This window comes from Streptomyces akebiae (genome assembly GCF_019599145.1).
Lineage (GTDB): Bacteria > Actinomycetota > Actinomycetes > Streptomycetales > Streptomycetaceae > Streptomyces > Streptomyces akebiae.
The window spans coordinates 3,724,836-3,743,971 of the sequence record NZ_CP080647.1 but is presented as its reverse complement, the minus strand read 5'-3'; the positions used below and the strand labels follow the sequence as shown (position 1 = coordinate 3,743,971).

At 71.0% G+C, this 19,136-nt stretch carries 18 protein-coding genes; 9 read left to right on the top strand and 9 right to left on the bottom strand.

Features of this window, described 5'->3' with window-relative positions; genetic code table 11:
* Positions 1 to 112: 112 nt before the first annotated feature.
* From K1J60_RS15985 to msrA, 3 genes are all read left to right on the top strand, one after another.
* The gene (locus tag K1J60_RS15985; RefSeq protein ID WP_220646808.1) at positions 113 to 1,156 is read left to right on the top strand and encodes an NAD(P)-dependent alcohol dehydrogenase; all 1,044 of its coding nucleotides are present in this window, start codon (positions 113 to 115) and stop codon (positions 1,154 to 1,156) included.
* 162 nt (positions 1,157 to 1,318) lie between these two features.
* Positions 1,319 to 2,161: an MBL fold metallo-hydrolase gene (locus K1J60_RS15980; RefSeq protein ID WP_220646807.1), complete on the top strand. Its 843-nt coding sequence runs from the start codon at positions 1,319 to 1,321 to the stop codon at positions 2,159 to 2,161.
* A 153-nt stretch (positions 2,162 to 2,314) separates the two neighbouring features.
* Positions 2,315 to 2,827 (top strand): peptide-methionine (S)-S-oxide reductase MsrA, encoded by a 513-nt coding sequence (msrA, locus tag K1J60_RS15975; RefSeq protein WP_220646806.1) that lies wholly within the window; start codon positions 2,315 to 2,317, stop codon positions 2,825 to 2,827.
* 123 nt (positions 2,828 to 2,950) lie between these two features.
* Here msrA and K1J60_RS15970 read toward each other — a convergent pair whose 3' ends face one another.
* From K1J60_RS15970 to K1J60_RS15960, 3 genes are all read right to left on the bottom strand, one after another.
* Complete coding sequence (locus tag K1J60_RS15970; RefSeq protein ID WP_220646805.1) at positions 2,951 to 4,048, bottom strand: hypothetical protein; 1,098 nt, start codon at positions 4,046 to 4,048, stop codon at positions 2,951 to 2,953.
* Positions 4,045 to 5,685 (bottom strand): M48 family metalloprotease, encoded by a 1,641-nt coding sequence (locus K1J60_RS15965; RefSeq protein ID WP_220646804.1) that lies wholly within the window; start codon positions 5,683 to 5,685, stop codon positions 4,045 to 4,047. Before K1J60_RS15965 ends, K1J60_RS15970 begins: the two co-directional genes overlap by 4 nt.
* A 159-nt stretch (positions 5,686 to 5,844) precedes the next feature.
* Positions 5,845 to 6,963 (bottom strand): hypothetical protein, encoded by a 1,119-nt coding sequence (locus K1J60_RS15960; RefSeq protein ID WP_220646803.1) that lies wholly within the window; start codon positions 6,961 to 6,963, stop codon positions 5,845 to 5,847.
* A gap of 218 nt (positions 6,964 to 7,181) precedes the next feature.
* Between K1J60_RS15960 and K1J60_RS15955 the strand changes: the two genes are divergently transcribed.
* Entirely contained in the window at positions 7,182 to 8,336 is a 1,155-nt protein-coding gene (locus tag K1J60_RS15955) for a cystathionine gamma-synthase (protein ID WP_220646802.1), read from the top strand.
* Positions 8,337 to 8,373: 37 nt separating this feature from the next.
* On the opposite strand, the gene K1J60_RS15950 is transcribed toward K1J60_RS15955, so the two are convergent.
* The 3 genes from K1J60_RS15950 to K1J60_RS15940 form a co-directional block, all read right to left on the bottom strand.
* Complete coding sequence (locus tag K1J60_RS15950) at positions 8,374 to 8,622, bottom strand: hypothetical protein (protein ID WP_220646801.1); 249 nt, start codon at positions 8,620 to 8,622, stop codon at positions 8,374 to 8,376.
* Positions 8,619 to 9,110 (bottom strand): sigma factor-like helix-turn-helix DNA-binding protein, encoded by a 492-nt coding sequence (locus K1J60_RS15945; RefSeq protein WP_259407745.1) that lies wholly within the window; start codon positions 9,108 to 9,110, stop codon positions 8,619 to 8,621. The genes K1J60_RS15950 and K1J60_RS15945 overlap by 4 nt, the downstream gene beginning before the upstream one ends.
* 157 nt (positions 9,111 to 9,267) lie before the next feature.
* Complete coding sequence (locus K1J60_RS15940; RefSeq protein ID WP_220651492.1) at positions 9,268 to 9,762, bottom strand: MarR family winged helix-turn-helix transcriptional regulator; 495 nt, start codon at positions 9,760 to 9,762, stop codon at positions 9,268 to 9,270.
* Between the two features lie 164 nt (positions 9,763 to 9,926).
* On the opposite strand from K1J60_RS15940, the gene ilvA reads away from it, so the two are divergent.
* The 3 genes from ilvA (at position 9,927) to K1J60_RS15925 (ending at position 13,184) form a co-directional block, all read left to right on the top strand.
* Positions 9,927 to 11,156 carry a threonine ammonia-lyase gene (gene ilvA, locus K1J60_RS15935; RefSeq protein WP_220646799.1) on the top strand — a complete coding sequence of 410 codons (1,230 nt, stop codon included), beginning with the start codon at positions 9,927 to 9,929 and terminating at the stop codon, positions 11,154 to 11,156.
* Between the two features lie 163 nt (positions 11,157 to 11,319).
* Complete coding sequence (locus K1J60_RS15930; protein WP_220646798.1) at positions 11,320 to 12,342, top strand: ATP-binding cassette domain-containing protein; 1,023 nt, start codon at positions 11,320 to 11,322, stop codon at positions 12,340 to 12,342.
* Positions 12,339 to 13,184 (top strand): ABC transporter permease, encoded by an 846-nt coding sequence (locus tag K1J60_RS15925; protein WP_220646797.1) that lies wholly within the window; start codon positions 12,339 to 12,341, stop codon positions 13,182 to 13,184. Before K1J60_RS15930 ends, K1J60_RS15925 begins: the two co-directional genes overlap by 4 nt.
* Before the next feature lie 81 nt (positions 13,185 to 13,265).
* On the opposite strand, the gene greA is transcribed toward K1J60_RS15925, so the two are convergent.
* Positions 13,266 to 13,766 carry a transcription elongation factor GreA gene (gene greA, locus K1J60_RS15920; protein ID WP_033528003.1) on the bottom strand — a complete coding sequence of 167 codons (501 nt, stop codon included), beginning with the start codon at positions 13,764 to 13,766 and terminating at the stop codon, positions 13,266 to 13,268.
* Positions 13,767 to 13,976: 210 nt separating this feature from the next.
* Complete coding sequence (locus K1J60_RS15915; protein WP_220646796.1) at positions 13,977 to 14,375, bottom strand: DUF4307 domain-containing protein; 399 nt, start codon at positions 14,373 to 14,375, stop codon at positions 13,977 to 13,979.
* A 209-nt stretch (positions 14,376 to 14,584) separates the two neighbouring features.
* Between K1J60_RS15915 and mca the strand changes: the two genes are divergently transcribed.
* Together mca and K1J60_RS15905 are read left to right on the top strand one after the other, a co-directional pair.
* Complete coding sequence (mca, locus tag K1J60_RS15910; RefSeq protein WP_220651491.1) at positions 14,585 to 15,436, top strand: mycothiol conjugate amidase Mca; 852 nt, start codon at positions 14,585 to 14,587, stop codon at positions 15,434 to 15,436.
* Positions 15,437 to 15,457: 21 nt separating this feature from the next.
* Positions 15,458 to 15,703, top strand: coding sequence for a hypothetical protein (locus K1J60_RS15905; protein ID WP_220646795.1), 246 nt, complete (start codon positions 15,458 to 15,460; stop codon positions 15,701 to 15,703).
* Positions 15,704 to 15,806: 103 nt separating this feature from the next.
* On the opposite strand, the gene K1J60_RS15900 is transcribed toward K1J60_RS15905, so the two are convergent.
* A complete protein-coding gene (locus K1J60_RS15900; protein ID WP_220646794.1) occupies positions 15,807 to 19,085 on the bottom strand; it encodes a tetratricopeptide repeat protein in 3,279 nt (1,092 codons plus the stop codon).
* Positions 19,086 to 19,136 lie beyond the last annotated feature (51 nt).

Here is a 19,136-nt window from a genome sequence, read left to right as displayed (position 1 = left end):
GGACGTACGCAAAGCCGTGGCCTGGGTGATGTCAGGGATCTCGGGCAGGCTGGTCCTCGCAGCCGGCCGGAAGGCAGGCCGGATGCGGGACGATGATCAGGAGAATTCCGGCATGACCACCACTGTTGCCGCCTACGCGGCACCCGCCGCCAAGGCTCCGCTGGAGCGCACCACGATCGAGCGTCGCGAGGTCGGTGAGTTCGACGTTCTGATCGACATCAAGTACGCCGGTATCTGCCACTCGGACATCCACCAGGCCCGTGAGGGCTGGGGCGAGGCGATCTTCCCGATGGTCCCCGGCCACGAGATCGCCGGTGTCGTCGAGGCCGTCGGCTCCGGCGTCACCAAGTTCGCCGTCGGCGACAAGGTCGGCGTCGGCTGCATGGTCGACTCCTGCCGCGAGTGCGAGAACTGCCGGGCGGGCCTGGAGCAGTACTGCCTCAAGGGCAACGTCGGCACGTACAACGCCGTCGGCAAGGACGGCGAGCCCACCTACGGCGGCTACGCGGAGAAGATCGTCGTCGACGAGGCCTTCACCCTGCGCATCCCCGACGGCATCGCCCTCGACGAGGCCGCGCCCCTGCTGTGCGCCGGCATCACCACGTACTCCCCGCTCAAGCACTGGAACGCCGGCCCCGGCAAGAAGGTCGCCGTCGTCGGTCTCGGCGGCCTCGGTCACATGGGGGTCAAGCTCGCGCACGCGCTCGGCGCCGAGGTGACCGTGCTCTCGCAGTCGCTGCGCAAGCGGGAGGACGGTTTGAAGCTGGGTGCCGACCACTACTACGCGACCAGCGACGAGGCGACGTTCAAGGAGCTGGCGGGCACCTTCGACCTGATCCTGTCGACGGTCTCGGCCCCCCTGAACCTCGACGCCTACCTCTCCCTGCTGAAGACCGACGGCGCCTTCGTGAACGTCGGCGCCCCCGAGGAGCCCGTCGCCCTCAACCTCTTCTCCGTCATCGCCGGCCGCAAGACCCTCGCGGGCTCCGGCATCGGCGGTATCCCGGAGACCCAGGAGATGCTGGACTTCTGCGCCGAGCACGGCCTCGGCGCCGAGATCGAGCTGATCCGCGCGGACCAGATCAACGAGGCGTACGAGCGGGTGCTGGCCAGCGATGTGCGCTACCGCTTCGTGATCGACACCTCGACGATCTGAGCGGCGACACGTCGTCGCCCCTCGGCCGGTGAGGCCCCTTTGCCGGTGACCACGGCGCCCGGATGCGGGCGCCGTGGGACGGCCGCACGATGGAGGGAACGGGGGAGACACAGGCGGCCGCGACGCGATCACCCTCAGGGGGGCTTACGAGGTGTGAGCGACATGCCCCTGCAGAAGACCCGTCCGGGCACGGTCCACCGGCTGCGCCCGGACATCAGCGTTCTCGCCGACAGCCTGGAGGTGCCGGGGATCGGGTACATCCCGGTGAACGCGTTCGTCCTGCTGTCCGCCCAGCCGGTCGTGGTCGACACCGGCCTGGGCCTGCCCGACCGGAACTTCGTCGAGACGCTCAATTCGGTGCTGGATCCCAAGGACGTGCGCTGGATCTGGCTCACCCACCCCGACCGCGACCACACAGGTGGCCTCTTCGACCTGCTCGCGGCGGCGCCCGACGCACGGGTCGTGACGACCTTCGTCGGCGCGGGGATCCTCTCCTGCGAACGCCCGCTGCCCCTGGACCGCTGCTATCTCCTGAATCCCGGCGAGACGATGGACATCGGCGACCGCACCCTCACCGGCTTCCGCCCGCCGCTGTTCGACAACCCCGCCACCGTCGGCTTCTTCGACGACCTCTCCGGTGTCTGCTTCAGCTCCGACTGCTTCGGCGCGCCGCTTCCCACGGCCGACCTCGCCCAGGCCGTCGACGTCCGGGACGTCGCCGTCGACGATCTGCGCAACGCCCAACTCCTCTGGGCCACGGTGGACAGCCCCTGGGTGAGGACGGTCGACATGGACAAGTACCTCGCGACCTTCCAGCCGCTGAAGGACCGCAAGCCCGACCTCGTCCTGTCCACCCACCTGCCTCCGGCCGCGGGCATCACCGGTTCCCTCCTCGACACCCTCACCACGGCCCCGGACGCCCCGCCCTTCACGGGCCCGGACCAGGCGGGACTGGAACGGATGCTCGCGGAGTTCGAGCCGGAGGGCGGCGGACACGGCCCCTGAGGGCCGTGCGCGCTTCTCTCCGCCGTGCCGCGACACCGGCGGCACGGAATCGCTCGGAGTCCTCACGCGTTGAGGACGGTGGGCATCGGATTGGCGGCGGGGTGCGAGACGAGTACACCGAGTCACCGAGCTGACACGCATGGGAGGGTCGCGATGACCGCGCAGACGCAGAGGGCCGTGCTGGCGGGCGGATGTTTCTGGGGTATGCAGGACTTGATCCGCCGACTCCCGGGAGTGACGGCGACCCGGGTCGGATACACCGGGGGCGACGTGCCGAACGCCACGTATCGAAACCACGGCACGCACGCGGAGGCCATTGAGATCCTGTTCGACCCCGAGCGGACCGACTTCCGCGCGATCCTGGAGTTCTTCTTCCAGATCCACGACCCGAGCACCAAGAACCGCCAGGGCAACGACATCGGCCTCAGCTACCGCTCGGCGATCTACTACGTGGACGACGAGCAGAAGCGGATCGCCGAGGACACGATCGCGGATGTGGACGCCTCCGGCCTGTGGCCGGGCAGGGTCGTCACCGAGGTGGAGCCGGTCGGCCCCTTCTGGGAGGCCGAGCCCGAACACCAGGACTACCTGCAGCGTTACCCGGACGGCTACACCTGCCACTTCCCCCGCCCGGGATGGCGGCTGCCCGCCCGCACGGACAGCTGACCGCGAGACGCCCCGGCGGCCCGGCGGAAGGCGGGGCTCCGCAGCCGGGCTGTGAACGAGCGGGCGGTACCCGGAGAACGTTCCGGATACCGCCCGCGTCCCTGGGCCCCGGGGCCCGCCCGCTCAGGCGGTCGCGGACGCCGCCGCCACCGCCTGTGCCGTGGCGTTCCGGATGCGGCAGTAGTACTCGGCCATCGCCTCACCGTCGCCCTGATAGCGCCACGGCAGCGCGTTGACGTATCCGTCGACCAGCTTGAACTGTTCGAGCGCGGCGTCGTCGCGGTCCTGGAGGGCGAGGTAGTACGCGAGGAGGTGCCGGAGTTCCGGGAGGCGGGGGTGGGTCGGGTCGGCCGCGGCGGCGTCCGCGAGTCCGGCGTCCACCCGGCCGATCATCTTCGGCGTACGGTCCGCCTCCGCGTCGTCCGACGTGTCGTGCTCGAAGTGCGCGATCAGCGGCAGGACGCTCAGCAGACCGCCCAGCGGCGCGTTCGCCGCCGCCCGCTCGGCGAACTCCGTCGCCAGTTCCTCGGAGCCCCGCCACTTCGCACACCAGTACTGCAGTGCCGAGAAGTGCGCCTCGTAGTGGTGCGGCGCCCGGGCGGTGATCTCCGTCCAGAGCCTGTCCATCTCGGCGTGCGGATAGCCGAGCCCGAGGGCGACCGTGATCTCCGTGACGTACGGCGTGGGGTCGTCGGGGTTCAGCAGGGCGGCCCGCGCGATCTCCTCCCGGGAGCGCTCCAGCATCCGGTGGAATCCGGCGAACTGCTCCTGGGTCGTGTACTTGGCCTTCTTCGCGCCCCGCAGGTTCCCGGCGAGGAAGACCGTGCTGCGGGCGCGGACCACGGCCGCGTCCGGGTCGTCGGGGCGGTCGGCCTCCCAGGCGAGCAGCCAGTCGTCGTCATCGGCGGCGATGTCGCCCAGCAGGGCCGCCGCGCGCGAGCGCCGGTCCCAGTCTCGGCCGATGTCCTGCAGCAGCTTGGCGCCCGCCTTCCAGTCGCCGCCGCGCACGGCCGCGAGCGTCGCGTCCCAGCCGGCGGGCAGCGGACCCGCGTACTTGGTGTTCTGCCGCTCTGCGGGCAGCAGCCCCATCGCCTCGGCGACGTCCGGGTCGACGTCCCCGCTGGGTCGGAAGAACTCCTTGAGGAACACTCCGGCGATCCAGAGCCCGAAGAGCAGGGTCGGCACCGCCAGGACGGCCAGAATCCACAGCAGTACGGTCATCGCGGTGCGTCCGTTTCTCGGGCGGCGGGGCCTTGGGGGGTGGGCAGCAGCATGCGCAGCGGGCGCGTGTCGGGGTGGTCGGCGACGGCCGCGTCGATCGCGGCCGCGAGGTCGGTCTCCGTGCCGTCCGGCGCGGGCGCCAGCCGCACCGCGGCCGGTTCCGACCAGGAGAACTCCCAGCTCAGCCGCGAGTGGGCGCTCAACTCGGCCAGCACCATGCCCTGCAGCGCGTCGGCCAGCGCGGGCCGCGCGAACTCACGGAAAGCCCGGCCACGCGCTTCGGCCGCCTGGTCGGACAGGGGCAGCCGCCGCGCCAACTGCCACAGCTGACCGTCGTCGATCACCTTGAGCAGCGCGGCGAGCGTCGGGTGGTCCTTGGTGTACATGGCGAGTGCCCGGTGCAGCGGGGTGTCGAGGGAGGCGAAGTTCGCGACCATCGAACCGGCGAGCAACTCCTGCCAGTCGCCGGTGCGCCGGAACCGCAGCACGTCCTCGGTGAGGACCGCGTCTTCCAGCGCCGCCAGGGTCCGGTCCGGGTCGGCGAGCAGACCGAGCGCCGCGCCCCTGGCCTCGTCGGCGCGGCCGTCGGCGGGCAGTGCCTCGATCCGCTCGACCCGGTCGGCGATGGGCGGGTGCGAGTCGTACGGCGAGGCCGGCTCGGTCGGCAGGTCGGTGCGCAGGCCGACCAGTTCGAGCTGGCGGGCGGAGAGCATCCGCCCGTATCCGCCGATGAACTCGCCGCGCGGCGGCATCAGCCGGGCCTCGGCGCCGAGCGTGGCGTAGCTGTTCATGTAGAAGCCGAACGCCGCGTCCAGCGCCGGGATCTCGCGCAGCGCCGACGCGGTGGCGTCCCGGCCGGCGACACGGACGGACGCGAGGTCGGCGGCGTACTCCTGGCGGCGTGAACCGGCGAGCGTGGCGCGCATGTACAGCTTGGCGTAGCCGATGTAGATCTTCGCCATCGCGCGGTACGTGACGCCCGCGTGCCCGGTGTCGATCTCCCGGGTCTTCTTCCCCTTGGCCACGGCCCTGGCGTTCTTCTTCTCCTGCCGGGCCCGCTCGCGTCCGGCGGTCCTGTCGGCCCGCTCCTCGAAGTGCCGGACGGTGCGCAGCACCTGGGCCCGGCCACGCACGGTGAGGGCGGCGAGCCGGGTGTCGGAGTTCGAGTAGTGGCCCAGCTCATGCGCGAGGACCGCGCGCAGCTGCGCCTCGGTCAGGCCCTGGAGCAGGGGTACGCCGAGGTAGAGGCGGCGCGGTCCGGGGAGCAGGCCCAGCAGCCGGGCGTCCTCGCTGACCGCGGCGTTGACGTCGGCCGTCAGCACGATCCGGGAGGGGGCCCGGGTGCCGACCTTGTCGGCCAACTCCCTTACGGTCCGCCACAGTTCGGGCTCGTCGGCCTCCGTCACCGGCAGCCCCGGCAGTTCCTCGCCCTTCGGCGTCCGCAGCATGAACAGACCGCGAACCAGCGGGATCGCGAGCAGTACGGAGACCACGTACAGCTTGGCGGCGACGCCGGACGGAGCGTGCAGGTAGAGCAGGTAGTCGGCGCCGGCGAGCACCGCGAGCAGGATCACGCCGAGCAGATAGAAGCCGGCGAGCAGCACGAGAGCGCGCAGTGCGCGCAGGGTCGCGCCCATTGGGCAGATTTCCCCCCACGGAAAGATCGCGAACGATCATGTATACGGTGAAAACGGTCGGCTCGGGACGTGTCCATGACCAACGCGTGAGGGGCGGAGTATTTCGCACGGGTGTGCGGGGTCGCAAGGGCTTACCGGGTGACCGGGCGTCTCACGGGATCAGTGCGGAAGCGTCGCCGGGCTGCCGCCGTTCGCCTCGTAGCCCGCCACCGCCAGCGCCCGGTATATCGCGTAGTCCGCGGCCGGGTCGGAGGTGAGGGTCCAGGGGAGGGCACCCACGTGGCCGTCGACGTGGACCAGCTGGTCCATGGCCTCGGACCAGCGCTCGGAGCGGACCAGGAAGAAGATCAGCAGATGGCGGACATGGGCCAGCATCGGGTCGTCGGGGCGCGCGGCGTGCACCGCGAACAGGGCACCGTGGATCGCCTTGGTGACGACCTCGCTCTCGTAGAAGCCCTGCACCAGGTTCACCTCGGGCAGGTGCTCGAAGACCGCGAAGAGCGGCATGGCCGCGAGGAGCGAGCCCTGCGGCGCGCGGGCGGCGGCCGCCTCGGCGAAGGAGTACGCCAGCTCCCGCGAGCCGTGCCACTTCTCGCACCAGTAGTGCAGGGCCGCCATGTGCGCGCCCATGTGCGCCGGGGCCCGGTCGAGGATCTTCAGCCACAGCTGCTCGAACTCCTCGCGGGAGTACTCAAGCCCACGTGCCACCGACAGCTCGATGATGTACGGGATCGGGTCGCCCGGGGCCAGCAGCGCCGCGTCACCACACGCCGACCTGGCCTCCTCCATGATGATCCGGAAGTCGTCCGTGCCCGGCGTCGACGTCCGCCACGCCTGCTGCACCAGGAACTCCGCGTGCACCGCCGCGCCGCCCGCGTCCTTGGGTGCCTCCGCGCGCCACACCCGCAGCCACTGTCCGCCCGGCGTCTCGCCCACCCCGCCGGGACGCTGCGCCAGCTCCAGCGCCGCCGCGCCCGCGAACGCCTGCACCCGCTGCCATCTGACCTCGCCGACCGCGTCCGTACCGGCCAGCAGCTGCTTCGCCGCGCGGTAGTCCTGGGACCGCTGCACCACGTCCAGTACGTCCAGCAGATCCTGGTCGGGCCCCGGCATCCGCACGTCCAGCAGCTCCTGGCGCACGAACCCGTAGTTCGCCGGGTCGGCCGCGTCCGGATGCCCCGCCTCGACCTGCTGAATACCGGCCCGCCGCCGCGCCACGATCGGCCACATCACGAACCCGACCATGAGCATCGCCATCAGGACCCAGAGAATCTCCATGCGACAAGGGTTCCAGACGCCGCCGACAATTGCCCAACCCGGTCGGGGACCTGTGGACAACTCCGGAAACCGCACCATGGCCAGGGTCGGGGGCCGTGACCGGTGCACGGCCCCGTCGCGTGGGCACGACCGGACACGAGCACCTGTCATCGACCGTTCACAGAGCCCCCGAGGCATTGGGCGCCCAACGCCCGGCGCACCGCTTAGGCTCGATACCCATGAGCGACACCCACACCAGCCAACACTTCGAGACCCTCGCGATCCACGCGGGCAACACCGCGGATCCCCTCACCGGCGCCGTCGTCCCGCCGATCTACCAGGTCTCGACCTTCAAGCAGGACGGCGTAGGAGGCCTGCGCGGCGGCTACGAGTACAGCCGCAGCGCCAACCCCACCCGCACCGCGCTGGAGGAGAACCTCGCGGCCCTGGAGGGCGGGCGCCGCGGCCTCGCCTTCGCGTCCGGGCTGGCCGCCGAGGACTGCCTGCTGCGTACGCTGCTCAGCCCCGGCGACCACGTGGTCATCCCCGACGACGCGTACGGCGGCACGTTCCGTCTCTTCGCGAAGGTCGTCTCCCGGTGGGGCGTGGACTGGTCGGTGGCCGACACCTCCGACCCCGCCGCCGTCCGCGCCGCCATCACCCCCAAGACCAAGGTCGTCTGGGTGGAGACCCCCTCCAACCCGCTGCTCGGGATCACCGACATCCCGGCCGTCGCCCAGGTCGCCCGCGAGGCCGGCGCGAAGCTGGTCGTCGACAACACCTTCGCCACCCCCTACCTCCAGCAGCCGCTCGGGCTCGGCGCGGACGTCGTCGTGCACTCGCTCACCAAGTACATGGGCGGCCACTCCGACGTCGTCGGCGGCGCCCTGATCGTCGGCGACCAGGAGCTGGGCGAGGAACTGGCCTACCACCAGAACGCCATGGGCGCGGTCGCCGGGCCCTTCGACTCCTGGCTGGTGCTGCGCGGAACCAAGACGCTCGCCGTCCGCATGGACCGGCACAGCGAGAACGCCACCAAGGTCGCCGACATGCTGACCCGGCACCCGCGCGTGGCCGGCGTCTACTACCCCGGCCTGCCCGAGCATCCCGGGCACGAGGTCGCCGCCAAGCAGATGAAGGCCTTCGGCGGCATGGTGTCGTTCCGGGTCACCGGCGGTGAGGAGGCGGCTCTGGAGGTCTGCAACCGCGCCAAGGTGTTCACCCTCGGCGAGTCCCTGGGCGGCGTCGAATCCCTGATCGAGCACCCGGGCCGCATGACACACGCCTCGGCGGCCGGTTCGGCCCTGGAGGTGCCGGCCGACCTCGTCCGCCTCTCCGTGGGCATCGAGAACGTCGACGACCTCCTGGCGGACCTCCAGCAGGCGCTGGGCTGAGCACCCCCCGGCCGGGACCGGTCCCGGCCGCGGGCGCTCACCAGCCCGTCACCGGTGGGGTCGTCGTCGACGGCGGCTCCACCCAGGGGCGGGTCGTCAGCGCCCACACGAAGAACGCCACCACGGCGGCCGTCAGCACCAGCCACAGCAGACGACGGGCCACCGTCCGGCGCCGCAGCATACGCCCGCCGCGCCGCATCGCCGCCGCGCACAGATCGGGCGGCACCTTCACCGGCCTGCGCTCCAGGATCTGCCGTACGGCCGTCTCGCGCTCCCGCAGACTCATGACGGCAGCACCTCCACCACCTGCTGGGAGGCGACCTCGCGCGGGGGATGCAGGACGGTCGCCATCGCGCGCAGACAGATCGTCCGTACCCGCTCGGCGGGCAGCCCCAGGAGCGCCGCCGTCTGTTCCTCGGCGACCCCTTCATAGAGCCGCAGGACCAGGATCAGCCGCTCCTGGGGGCTGAGAACGCCCAGGACACCCACGCGCGCGTGGCGGAAGAGCGCGTGATGGTGCCACGCCGTGCGCGCGAAACGGACGGCCAACTGCTGTCGGGTCCGGTCGTAGGGGTCCTCACCGCGCAGCCGGTCCCACGTGGCGTACGTGTGGGCGAGGGCCTGCGTCAGCAGTCGCCGCGCGCGCGGGTTGTCGTCCGGCGCCTCCGCCGTGAACAGGGTTGCGGTCTGCAACAGCCGCCCCGCCGCACCCGCGACGAACGCCTCGAACTCCCGGGCCCGGCGGGCACCTTGCACCACATGCCGATCTCGCACCGCGCCTCCCGCCTGAGGCCGACCCTGAGGGGAACGGGCCCGGCCGCCCACGTTCGGTCCGCCGCGTACGGTGTCGTCCGCCGTCCACGGCTTCGTCCGCCGTCCACGACGAGGGCCCGATCTCATATGAGGCCAGGAGCGGGCGCGCGGTCAAGGGTCAGGAGGGCGACGGTGCCTCCGGCGCCGCCGCCATGCGGGTCGAGAGCGCCGTGTTGAAACGGGTCAGGAGGGAGCAGAACGCCTCGCGCTCCTCGGGGGCCCAGTCCTGGGTGAGTTCGGCCATCAACTGGCGCCTGGAGGAACGTACCTCCTCAAGGCGGGCGAGCCCACGGGGCGACAGCTGGAGCACCACCGCCCGGCCGTCCTCCGGGTGCGAGGTGCGCTTGACGAGTCCCGTGTCCACGAGCGGCGCCACCTGCCGGGTGACCGTCGAGGAGTCGATCCCCATGCTCGCCGCGAGTGCCTTGACGCCCATCGGGCCTTCCTTGTCGAGGCGGTTGAGCAGCAGGTACGCGGCACGGTCCATGGAGTTGCGCACCTGCCCGACGCCGCCGAGCCGGGTCTGTTCGGCACGGCGTGCGAACACCGCGACCTCGTGCTGCAGCGTGTCGAGGAGACCGTTGTCACCGGCGGTCGTCATGTCCATCGACATTTCAGGTGTTGTGGGCATGGCCAAAGGCTCAATTCATGCGTGGGGCGCTGGGTTGGGGGACAGAGTACGCGGACCGGGCGCGGGGTGTACCGGCGCCGCTGAAACCAGTCCCGCGCCTTGGTCACACCCGCGTTCCACGGCTGTGAACTGCGAGACTGGTGGTCATGAGCTACAGCACGGCTGACTCCTTTCCGGTGGTGACGCTCGACGACGTGCGAGGCGCCCAGAAGATGCTTACCGGCGTCTCACGTGTCACCGCGATGGAGGGCAGCAGGCATTTGTCGCAGCTCGTCGGCGCGCCGGTGCACCTCAAGTGCGAGAACCTCCAGCGGACGGGCTCGTTCAAACTGCGCGGCGCGTACGTCCGGATCGCCGGGCTGCTGCCCGAGGAGCGCGCCGCCGGTGTCGTCGCCGCGAGCGCGGGCAACCACGCCCAGGGGGTCGCCCTCGCCTCCTCCCTGCTCGGGGTGCGCTCCACGGTCTTCATGCCGAAGGGCGCCCCGCTGCCGAAGATCAGCGCGACCGAGGAGTACGGCGCCGAGGTGCGGCTGCACGGCACGGTGGTCGACGAGACGCTGGCCGCGGCCCAGGAGTACGCGGCCGGAACCGGCGCGGTGTTCATCCACCCGTTCGACCACCACGACGTCATCGCGGGTCAGGGCACGGTCGGCCTGGAGATCCTGGAGCAGTGCCCGGAGGTGCGCACGATCGTCGTCGGGGTCGGCGGCGGAGGGCTCGCGGCGGGCATCGCGGTCGCGGTGAAGGCGCTGCGGCCGGACGTGCGGGTCATCGGCGTCCAGGCGGAGGGCGCCGCCGCGTATCCGCCGTCGCTGGCCGCCGGACTGCCCGTGGCGGTGGAGAACCCGGCGACGATGGCCGACGGCATCAAGGTCGGACGGCCCGGCGACGTGCCGTTCCGCATCGTCGCCGAACTGGTGGACGAGATCCGCACGGTCTCGGAGTACGACCTCTCCAGCGCCCTGCTGCTCTGCCTGGAGCGGGCGAAGCTGGTCGTGGAGCCGGCGGGCGCCAGCCCGGTCGCCGCCCTGCTGCGCGACCCGAAGGCCTTCGAGGGGCCGGTCGTCGCGGTGCTCTCCGGCGGCAACGTCGACCCGCTGCTGATGCAGCGCATCCTGCGGCACGGCATGGCCGCCGGTGGCCGCTACCTCCAGGTACGCCTCCGCCTCACCGACCGCCCCGGCGCCCTCGCGACACTTCTGGGGGTGTTGTCAGCGGTCGACGCTAATGTCCTGGACGTGAGCCACGTACGGACCGACCCCCGGCTCGGGCTCACGGAGGTGGAGGTCGAACTGCACCTGGAGACGAGGGGTCCGAAGCACTGCGCCGAGGTCAACTCCGCCCTGCGCGAGGCGGGTTACATCGTCATCGACTGAGGGCGGCGCCTCTTCGATCTTCACTCGTCACCCGTTCGGGTAAGTCCATTGAGGGACGCGATACATCGCGTTACGGTGTGTCTCGTGCCCCCTCTCCCGGACCGCGTGTCCGCCTGTTCCGCTGTTCCGCTGCGAAAGAACCCCAAACACGTGGAGAAAACACATGCCAGGCGCCATCCATGCCGAAGGCCTGGTGAAGACCTTCGGTGATGTAAGAGCCCTCGACGGCGTCGACCTCGACGTCCCCGAGGGCACCGTTCTGGGTCTGCTCGGGCCGAACGGCGCGGGCAAGACGACCACCGTCCGCTGCCTCACCACTCTGCTGCGGCCCGACAGCGGCAGGGCCGTGGTCGCCGGCATCGACGTGCTGAAGGACCCCGACGCCGTGCGGCGCTCGGTCGGCCTCTCCGGCCAGTTCGCCGCGGTCGACGAGTATCTGACGGGCCGTGAGAACCTGCAGATGGTCGGCCAGCTCTACCAGATGCGGGCCAGGGACGCGAAGGTCCGCGCGGGGGAGCTGCTGGAGCAGTTCCACCTCGCCGACGCCGCCGACCGCCCGGCCAAGACGTACTCCGGCGGAATGCGCCGCCGGCTCGACCTCGCCGCCGCGCTGGTGGTGTCGCCGCCGGTGATGTTCATGGACGAGCCGACCACCGGACTCGATCCGCGCAACCGCCAGCAGCTGTGGGACGTGATCAAGCAGTTGGTCTCCGGCGGTACGACCCTGCTGCTCACCACCCAGTACCTGGAGGAGGCCGACCACCTCGCGCACGACATCGCCGTCGTCGACCACGGCCGCGTCATCGCCCGCGGCACCTCCGACCAGCTCAAGGCCCGCACCGGCGGTGAGCGCGTCGAGGTCGTCGTGCACGAGCGCGAGCGCATCCCGGCCGCAGTCGAGGTGCTGACCGGCTTCGGCAAGGGCGCGACCACCGTCGAGGAGCACACACGCAAACTCACCGTGCCCGTCACCGGCGGCGCCAAGCTCCTCGCCGAGGTCATCCGGGAACTGGACGGCAGAGGCATCGAGATCGACGACATCGGCCTGCGCCGCCCCACCCTGGACGACGTGTTCCTCTCCCTGACGGGACACGTCGCCGAGGTGAAGGACGAGGCCGAGGCCGCGGGGCAAGAGGAGGCGGCCGAGGCGAAAGGGCGCGGCCGCAGGAAGGAGGGGTCCAAGTGAGCGCCGTCACCGGAACCGCGCGCGTCGCACCGTCGGGCAACCCGTTCATCCGGTCCGTCCGGGACTCGTTGGTCGTCGCCAAGCGCAATCTGATTCGTATGTCCCGAATCCCGGAAATGGTAATTTTCGGGCTGATTCAACCCATCATGTTCGTGGTGCTGTTCACCTATGTCTTCGGTGGCTCCATGAACATCGGCGGGACCACGGACCCGGACGTCTACACCGAGTTCCTGATGGCCGGCATCTTCGCGCAGACCGTCACCTTCGCCACCGCCGGTGCCGGAGCCGGTATCGCCGACGACATGCACAAGGGGCTCATCGACCGCTTCCGCTCGCTGCCCATGGCGCGCGGTGCCGTGCTCACCGGGCGGACCCTCGCGGACCTCGTCCAGACCGCCCTCACCCTGGCCGTGCTGGCCGTGGTCGCCCTGCTCGTCGGCTGGCGCACCCACACCACCGCGGGCGAGGTGCTCGGCGCTTTCGGTCTGCTGCTCCTGCTCGGATACGCCTTCACCTGGGTCGGCGCACTGATCGGGCTCTCCGTGCGCACCCCCGAGGCGGCCACCTCCGGCGGGCTGATCTGGCTCTTCCCGGTCACCTTCATCTCGAACGCGTTCGTGGACTCCAGCAGGATGACGCCCTGGCTCCAGCACATCGCCGACTGGAACCCGTTCAGCGCCACCGTCCAGGCCTGTCGTGAGCTCTTCGGCAACCCGGGGGTGTCGCCGTCGGACGCCTGGCCCATGCAGCACCCGGTGTGGGCCTCGCTGATCTACTCGGTCCTCATCATCGTCATATTCCGCACCCTGTCCGTGCGGAAGTACCGCTCGGCGGCGGCATGAACGGCCGCTGTCCCCGCGCATGACCGGGCCCCCGGCACCGAAGGGGTGCCGGGGGCCATGGGTCGGGCGAAGGATACGCGGTCAGCTCTGGTAGGGCACGGCCTTGAGGATCTTCACCGAGGCGAACTTGCCGTTCGGCAGCTCGTACTGGGCGTCCTGGCCGACCTTCTTGCCGATCACGCCCGAGCCGAGCGGGGACTGCGGCGAGTAGGTCTCGATGTCGGAGCTGGCGTACTCCCGGGAGGCGAGCAGGAAGGTCACGGTGTCGTCCTCGTCGCCGTCGAAGGCGATCGTCACGACCATGCCGGGCGCCACCGCGCCGTCCGCCGAGGCCGGCGCCTCGCCGACCTTCGCGTTCTCCAGGAGCTGGGTCAGCTGGCGCACACGGAGCTCCTGCTTGCCCTGCTCCTCCTTGGCCGCGTGGTACCCGCCGTTCTCGCGCAGGTCGCCCTCCTCGCGCGCGGCCGCGATCTTGGCGGCGATCTCCGTGCGCGCGGGACCAGACAGGTACTCCAGCTCGGCCCTGAGCTGGTTGTACGCCTCCTGGGTCAGCCAGGTGACGTTCTCGCTGGTCTGGGTCACAGGTGCTCCTCGTAGGTACTGGGAATACAAAGCATCGCCCTACACAGAAGAATGTTCCTTCTCGAGTGGGCGAAACCACGAGCCTAACAATTCACCGGCGGAAGGGGGAGGACATAAACCACAAGCGTTACGTCGACGCAGGTCAGGGTGGAGATGCGGAGAGCCGGACGGTTCGGTCGGCGGCTCGGGCCGGGCTTCGGCGGGCCGGGGTCAGCCGGCGTGACAGCCGAGCAGTTCGGCGGTGGTGCCGCGCGCCGTCGTCTTCAGGGTGACGACTTCGTCGATGTCGGTGGTGGCGGCGTCGAAGCGGAAGTCCGCGCGGCCCACCTCTGCGCCGTCCTCGGACTGGGAGCGCACGGTGCAGTAGCCCTCGACGCCGGCGTCCTTGTCGCCCCTGAGGTGCACCTCCACCGAGGTCGCCGAGGTATCGAAGGTGTAGATCTCGACACTGATCTTGTTGCCGGCGACGTAGTGGTAGGCGAACCAGCCGATGAGGACGAGGAGGGCCGCGCCGAGGACGCTGCCGATGACCTTGAGGTTGCGGTCGGCGCGCTCGTCCGCGGAGCGACCGTAGCGACCCTCGGGAAGCCGCGTGCTCGCCGTCGTCATGGTCGCCCTCTCTGATCCGAACCGGGAATATCCCGTCCCCCGATGCCGTCACTATAGAAGCCCCCGCCCAGCGCCTGACGGCCGCCCCACACGGGTGTCCGAGCGGGACGGCAGTATGGACTCACCGGATCGCGCCGGGCCGAGTCACCGAATTTCAGGCCGGGCGCCGAGTGACGAGGGAATGAGTCTTGACTGACCAGCTGCGACTGATGGCCGTGCACGCGCACCCCGACGACGAGTCGAGCAAGGGTGCGGCCACCATGGCGAAGTATGTGTCCGAGGGGGTGGACGTGCTGGTCGTGACCTGCACGGGCGGCGAGCGCGGCTCCATCCTCAATCCGAAACTGCAGGGCGACAAGTACATCGAGGAGCACATTCACGAGGTACGCAAGAAGGAGATGGACGAGGCCCGCGAGATCCTCGGCGTCAGCCAGGAGTGGCTCGGCTTCGTCGACTCCGGCCTCCCCGAGGGCGACCCCCTGCCGCCCCTTCCCGACGGCTGCTTCGCCCTGGAGGACGTCGACAAGGCGGCGGGTGAGCTGGTCCGGAAGATCCGCGCGTTCCGTCCCCAGGTGATCACCACCTACGACGAGAACGGCGGGTACCCGCACCCCGACCACATCATGACCCACAAGATCTCGATGGTGGCGTTCGAGGGCGCGGCGGACACCGAGCGGTACCCCGAGGCCGAGTACGGCCCGGCGTACCAGCCGCAGAAGCTCTACTACAACCAGGGCTTCAACCGCCCGCGCACCGAGGCGCTGCACAACGCCCTGCTGGAGCGCGGCCTGGAGTCCCCGTACGGCGAGTGGCTCAAGCGCTGGGACGAGTCCGACCACAAGAACCGGACCCTGACCACGCATGTGCCGTGCGCCGAGTTCTTCGAGATCCGTGACAAGGCCCTCGTCGCCCACGCCACGCAGATCGACCCCGACGGCGGCTGGTTCCGGGTCCCGATGGAGATCCAGAAGGAGGTCTGGCCGACCGAGGAGTACGAGCTCGCGAAGTCCCTCGTGGACACCTCGCTCCCGGAGGACGACCTCTTTGCGGGCATCCGCTAGCCCTGGGGGACAATGCCAGGCATGAGCGTAAGCCTGGCAGTCACACACCTCGTCCCCCTCGCCAAGGAGGTGGACGAGGACAAGGTCACCCCCGGCGTCCTCGGTTTCATCGTCTTCGCGGTGATGGCCCTGGCCGTCTGGGGCCTGATGAAGTCCATGACCAAGCACATGGGCAAGGTCGACTTCAAGGAGTCGCCGGACCCGGACGCCTCCGTCGAGGAGACGGCGACGGACGTGGCCGGGAAGGCGACCCCGGCGAAGGGCTGACCGCCGGCGCGACGGCTTGACGGGCTGACCGTGCGACACCGCCGAGGTGCCGTGCGGTCACGCCCTGTCGTCGCGGGGTGACTGAGCATGGAGCAGCTCCGGCTCACCCGTGCCCGCCCGATACCGGCACGCCCATCACCTCGCGCGCATGGCGGTTCGGGACCATGCCGAGGGTCCAGGCCCGCCAGCCGCTCTCCAGGTTGACGCCACGTTCCAGGAGGAGCTGGTAGGCCTCGATGTACTCGGTGAGTTTCTCGTCACGCAGGGGGTGGGCCGTGCGGGAGAGATGGGCCAGGTCCTCCTGGGCGACGGCCGTGCCGATCTCCACGCCGCCGGGAGCCGCGTAGGGCAGCAGGGTGCACTTGAGGAAGCGGGCCCAGTCCTCGCCGCGGCGGTCGCCGTAGGAGGCGAAGAGGCGGGTGGCCTCCTCGCAGAGGGCCAGTGCCTGGGGGGTGCGGGTGTTGCCCGCGTCCACCACCGCCAGTTCCAGGCAGGTCCAGGCCTCTCCGTGGGCGACGCCGATGCGCTGGAAGTCGGCGCGGGCGTCGACGAGGAGCTGGCGGGCGAAGCCGGAGTTGCGCAGCGAGCCGGTCTGCACGGCGCGCTGGTCGCGGGTGACGCGGGCCGAGTGGTGGCGGGCGCAGGCCAGGCCGTACACGTCCCGCATCCGGGAGAACATCGTGCGGGAGCGCTCCAGCTCGCGGACGGCCTGGTCGAGATTGCCGGTCTCCTCCAGGGCCTGACCCAGGTAGTAGCCGGACCAGGCCTCGCCGCGCGCGTCCTCGTTGTCGCGGTGGCGGGAGAGGGCCTGCCGCAGACCGTCGACGGCGGCGGAGGGGTCCCCGGCGACGAGGCGGGCCCGGGCCAGCTGCGTCATCGACCAGGCCTCGCCCCGGGGGTCCCGGGTACGGCCGAACAGGTCGAGCGCCGTGCGCAGTTCGGTCTGCGCACGGGGTACCTCGCCCATGCGCAGCAGCAGTTGGCCCAGCTGGTAGTAGGCCCAGCCCTCGCCGTGCAGGGACTCCTGCTGACGGTGCAGGACCAGCGCCCGGTTCAACAGGTCCAGGGAGTCGGCCAGATGGGAGCGGTCGCGTTCCACCGCCGCGAGGGCGTGCATCGTCCACGCGCGGTCCGCCGCCAGCTCGGGGGCCGACTGCATCTGCAGGGCCTCCAGGAGCTTCTCCGCCGCCTCGGTCAGATTGCCCTGGTGGTGCAGGGTGATGCCCAGGGAGCACAGGGCACGGGCGGCGCCCGCGTCGTGGTTCGTCTCCATGTACAGGTTGACCACCGACGCCAGCGTCGTACGCGACTTGTCCAGCTCACCCAGTTGACGGGCCGCGATACCCGTACGCCACTGGACGGAGCGGGTCAGCAGGCCCTGGTCCACCGACTGGGCCAGCTCGTTGAGTTCGCCGAGGCGGTAGAGGTCGCCGCGCAGCAGACAGTAGTCGCACAGGGCGCCCAGCAGACTGAGCACGGCCGCCTGGTTCACGCCCTCCGCGTGCCGGAGGGTGGAGGTGATGAAGCTGGTCTCGTCGTCCAGCCAGCGCAGCGCCTCCTCCAGCGACACGAAGCCGTGCTGGCCGAAGCGGTCCGAGCGGGTCGACATGTTGCCGTCGACGAGGCGCAGGACGGAGTCGGCCAGGTCGGCGTAGGTGACGATGAGGCGTTCCTGCGCGGCCGTGCGCTCGCTCGGCTCCTCCTCGTCGAGGAGGCGGGCGTGGGCGAAGGCACGGACCAGGTCGTGCAGGCGGTAGCGGTTGCCGTGGACGTGGTCGATCAGACCGGCGCGGGCGAGCGCGGTGAGGTGACGGGTCGCCTCCGTCTCGTCGGTGGCGAGGAGCGAGGCGGCCGCCGCCGCGCCCAGTGACGCCCGCCCCGCCAGTGCCAGTCGGCGCAGCAGCCGGCGGGAGAGTTCCGACTGGTCGGTGTAGCGGAGCCAGAGGGCCCTCTCGATCGGCTCGACCGGGCCGTACGCACCCAGGTCCGTGGCCAGTTGGCCGGGGGTGCGCGGGCCCAGGGACGAGCCGGCGACGCGCAGGGCGAGGGGCAGGCCGCCGCACAGGTGCCGGATCCGGGCGACGGATTCCGTGTCGTACGAGGCGGGTCGCGCCCCCGAGGACGGCCCTGCGGCGGCACCCGGGGCCGCACCCGGGTCGGCTCCCGCCGACAGCGCCGAGCCGTCCTGGGCCGCCGTGCTCAGCAGTTCGTGCGTGCCGTCGCCGTCGAGCGCCTCGACGGGGAGCTGGTGGACCCAGGCGGGCAGGTCGGCGGGGAGGGCGAGCGGGGAGCGGGCGGTGACCAGGACGAGGCTGTCGGAGCGCTCGGGGACGAGGGCGCTGACCTGCTCGGGATCGGAGGCGTCGTCCAGGACGATCGTCACCGGCAGGGCGGTCAGATGCTGGTGGTACAGCTCGCTGAGCCGTTTGACCTGCTGGTCCTGGGAGGTGCGCTCCCGGAAGAGCAGCTGGTCGCGGGGTGCGCCGAGACGATTCAGCAGATGCATCAGCGCGTCCCGGGTCGACAGCGGCGGCTCCTCGGGGCTGTCGCCGCGCAGATCGACCACGCAGGCGCCCCGGAAGTAGTCCCGCAGTTCATGGGTGGCGCGGACGGCGAGAGCGGTGCGGCCGGAGCCGGACGCGCCGTGCAGCACGACGACGGTCGGCCGGGTCTCGGTCTCCGCGCGGGCCGCCTGCACCCACTGGCGGATCTTCCCCATCTCCGTCCGTCGGCCCGCGAACCGTTCGTCGGACTCGGGGAGTTGGGCGAACGACTGCTCCAGCACATTGCGCCGCCGGGCCGCCGCGCTCTTGTCGGCGCCGCGCAGTTGGGGTGCCTTCTTCTTCGCCGTCGCCGTCGACGCGGCGAGGACGCGCTGCTGGTCGAGGAACGGGCGTATGCCGCGTACCTCCAGCGCCGTCAGCCACTGCAGCCGCAGCTGCTCGGGGCCGCCGGGCTGGCTCAGGGCGCCCGCGTGATGGTGGGCGGCGGGGAGGTGGGAGGCGGTGACCTTCAGGACGGTGGCCACGGCGCTCGCGATGCCGACGATCACCCCCGTGCTGACGGCGGTGCCGGGGGCGACACCGAAGGAGAGGTCGGCGACCACCGCCGTGCCGGCGGCAACGGCCGCGATCAGGAGGGGAGTTCCGGAGCCCTCCTTCGCGTAGCGCTGGCCGAAGGTGAGGCGCCCGGCCTCGGACTCGTCCAGTGCCCGGGTGTACGTCTCGTACTCCTCGGCCGCGTGCTGCGCCATCGCGTCCAGGGAGGCGCGGGCACGGCCGAGCAGGACGACTCCGTCGGTACGGCCGCCCGACCTGCGGACCTCCTCCTCGACCGCCCGGATCAACAGCCGTTCGGCCTCCCCCCGGTGGCTGTCCCGCATCACAACGTCCCCCTTCGTTGAAACGGCTGCCTGTGGCAAGTGTGGGCCGAT

What these genes read in the sequence shown, in the direction of transcription:
- K1J60_RS15985 (WP_220646808.1), top strand. Translation starts at nt 113, where the DNA reads ATGACCACCACTGTTGCCGCCTACGCGGCACCCGCCGCCAAGGCTCCG.
- K1J60_RS15980 (WP_220646807.1), top strand. Translation starts at nt 1,319, where the DNA reads ATGCCCCTGCAGAAGACCCGTCCGGGCACGGTCCACCGGCTGCGCCCG.
- msrA (WP_220646806.1), top strand. Translation starts at nt 2,315, where the DNA reads ATGACCGCGCAGACGCAGAGGGCCGTGCTGGCGGGCGGATGTTTCTGG.
- K1J60_RS15970 (WP_220646805.1), bottom strand. Translation starts at nt 4,048, where the DNA reads ATGACCGTACTGCTGTGGATTCTGGCCGTCCTGGCGGTGCCGACCCTG.
- K1J60_RS15965 (WP_220646804.1), bottom strand. Translation starts at nt 5,685, where the DNA reads ATGGGCGCGACCCTGCGCGCACTGCGCGCTCTCGTGCTGCTCGCCGGC.
- K1J60_RS15960 (WP_220646803.1), bottom strand. Translation starts at nt 6,963, where the DNA reads ATGGAGATTCTCTGGGTCCTGATGGCGATGCTCATGGTCGGGTTCGTG.
- K1J60_RS15955 (WP_220646802.1), top strand. Translation starts at nt 7,182, where the DNA reads ATGAGCGACACCCACACCAGCCAACACTTCGAGACCCTCGCGATCCAC.
- K1J60_RS15950 (WP_220646801.1), bottom strand. Translation starts at nt 8,622, where the DNA reads ATGAGTCTGCGGGAGCGCGAGACGGCCGTACGGCAGATCCTGGAGCGC.
- K1J60_RS15940 (WP_220651492.1), bottom strand. Translation starts at nt 9,762, where the DNA reads ATGTCGATGGACATGACGACCGCCGGTGACAACGGTCTCCTCGACACG.
- ilvA (WP_220646799.1), top strand. Translation starts at nt 9,927, where the DNA reads ATGAGCTACAGCACGGCTGACTCCTTTCCGGTGGTGACGCTCGACGAC.
- K1J60_RS15930 (WP_220646798.1), top strand. Translation starts at nt 11,320, where the DNA reads ATGCCAGGCGCCATCCATGCCGAAGGCCTGGTGAAGACCTTCGGTGAT.
- K1J60_RS15915 (WP_220646796.1), bottom strand. Translation starts at nt 14,375, where the DNA reads ATGACGACGGCGAGCACGCGGCTTCCCGAGGGTCGCTACGGTCGCTCC.
- mca (WP_220651491.1), top strand. Translation starts at nt 14,585, where the DNA reads ATGGCCGTGCACGCGCACCCCGACGACGAGTCGAGCAAGGGTGCGGCC.
- K1J60_RS15905 (WP_220646795.1), top strand. Translation starts at nt 15,458, where the DNA reads ATGAGCGTAAGCCTGGCAGTCACACACCTCGTCCCCCTCGCCAAGGAG.
- K1J60_RS15900 (WP_220646794.1), bottom strand. Translation starts at nt 19,085, where the DNA reads ATGCGGGACAGCCACCGGGGGGAGGCCGAACGGCTGTTGATCCGGGCG.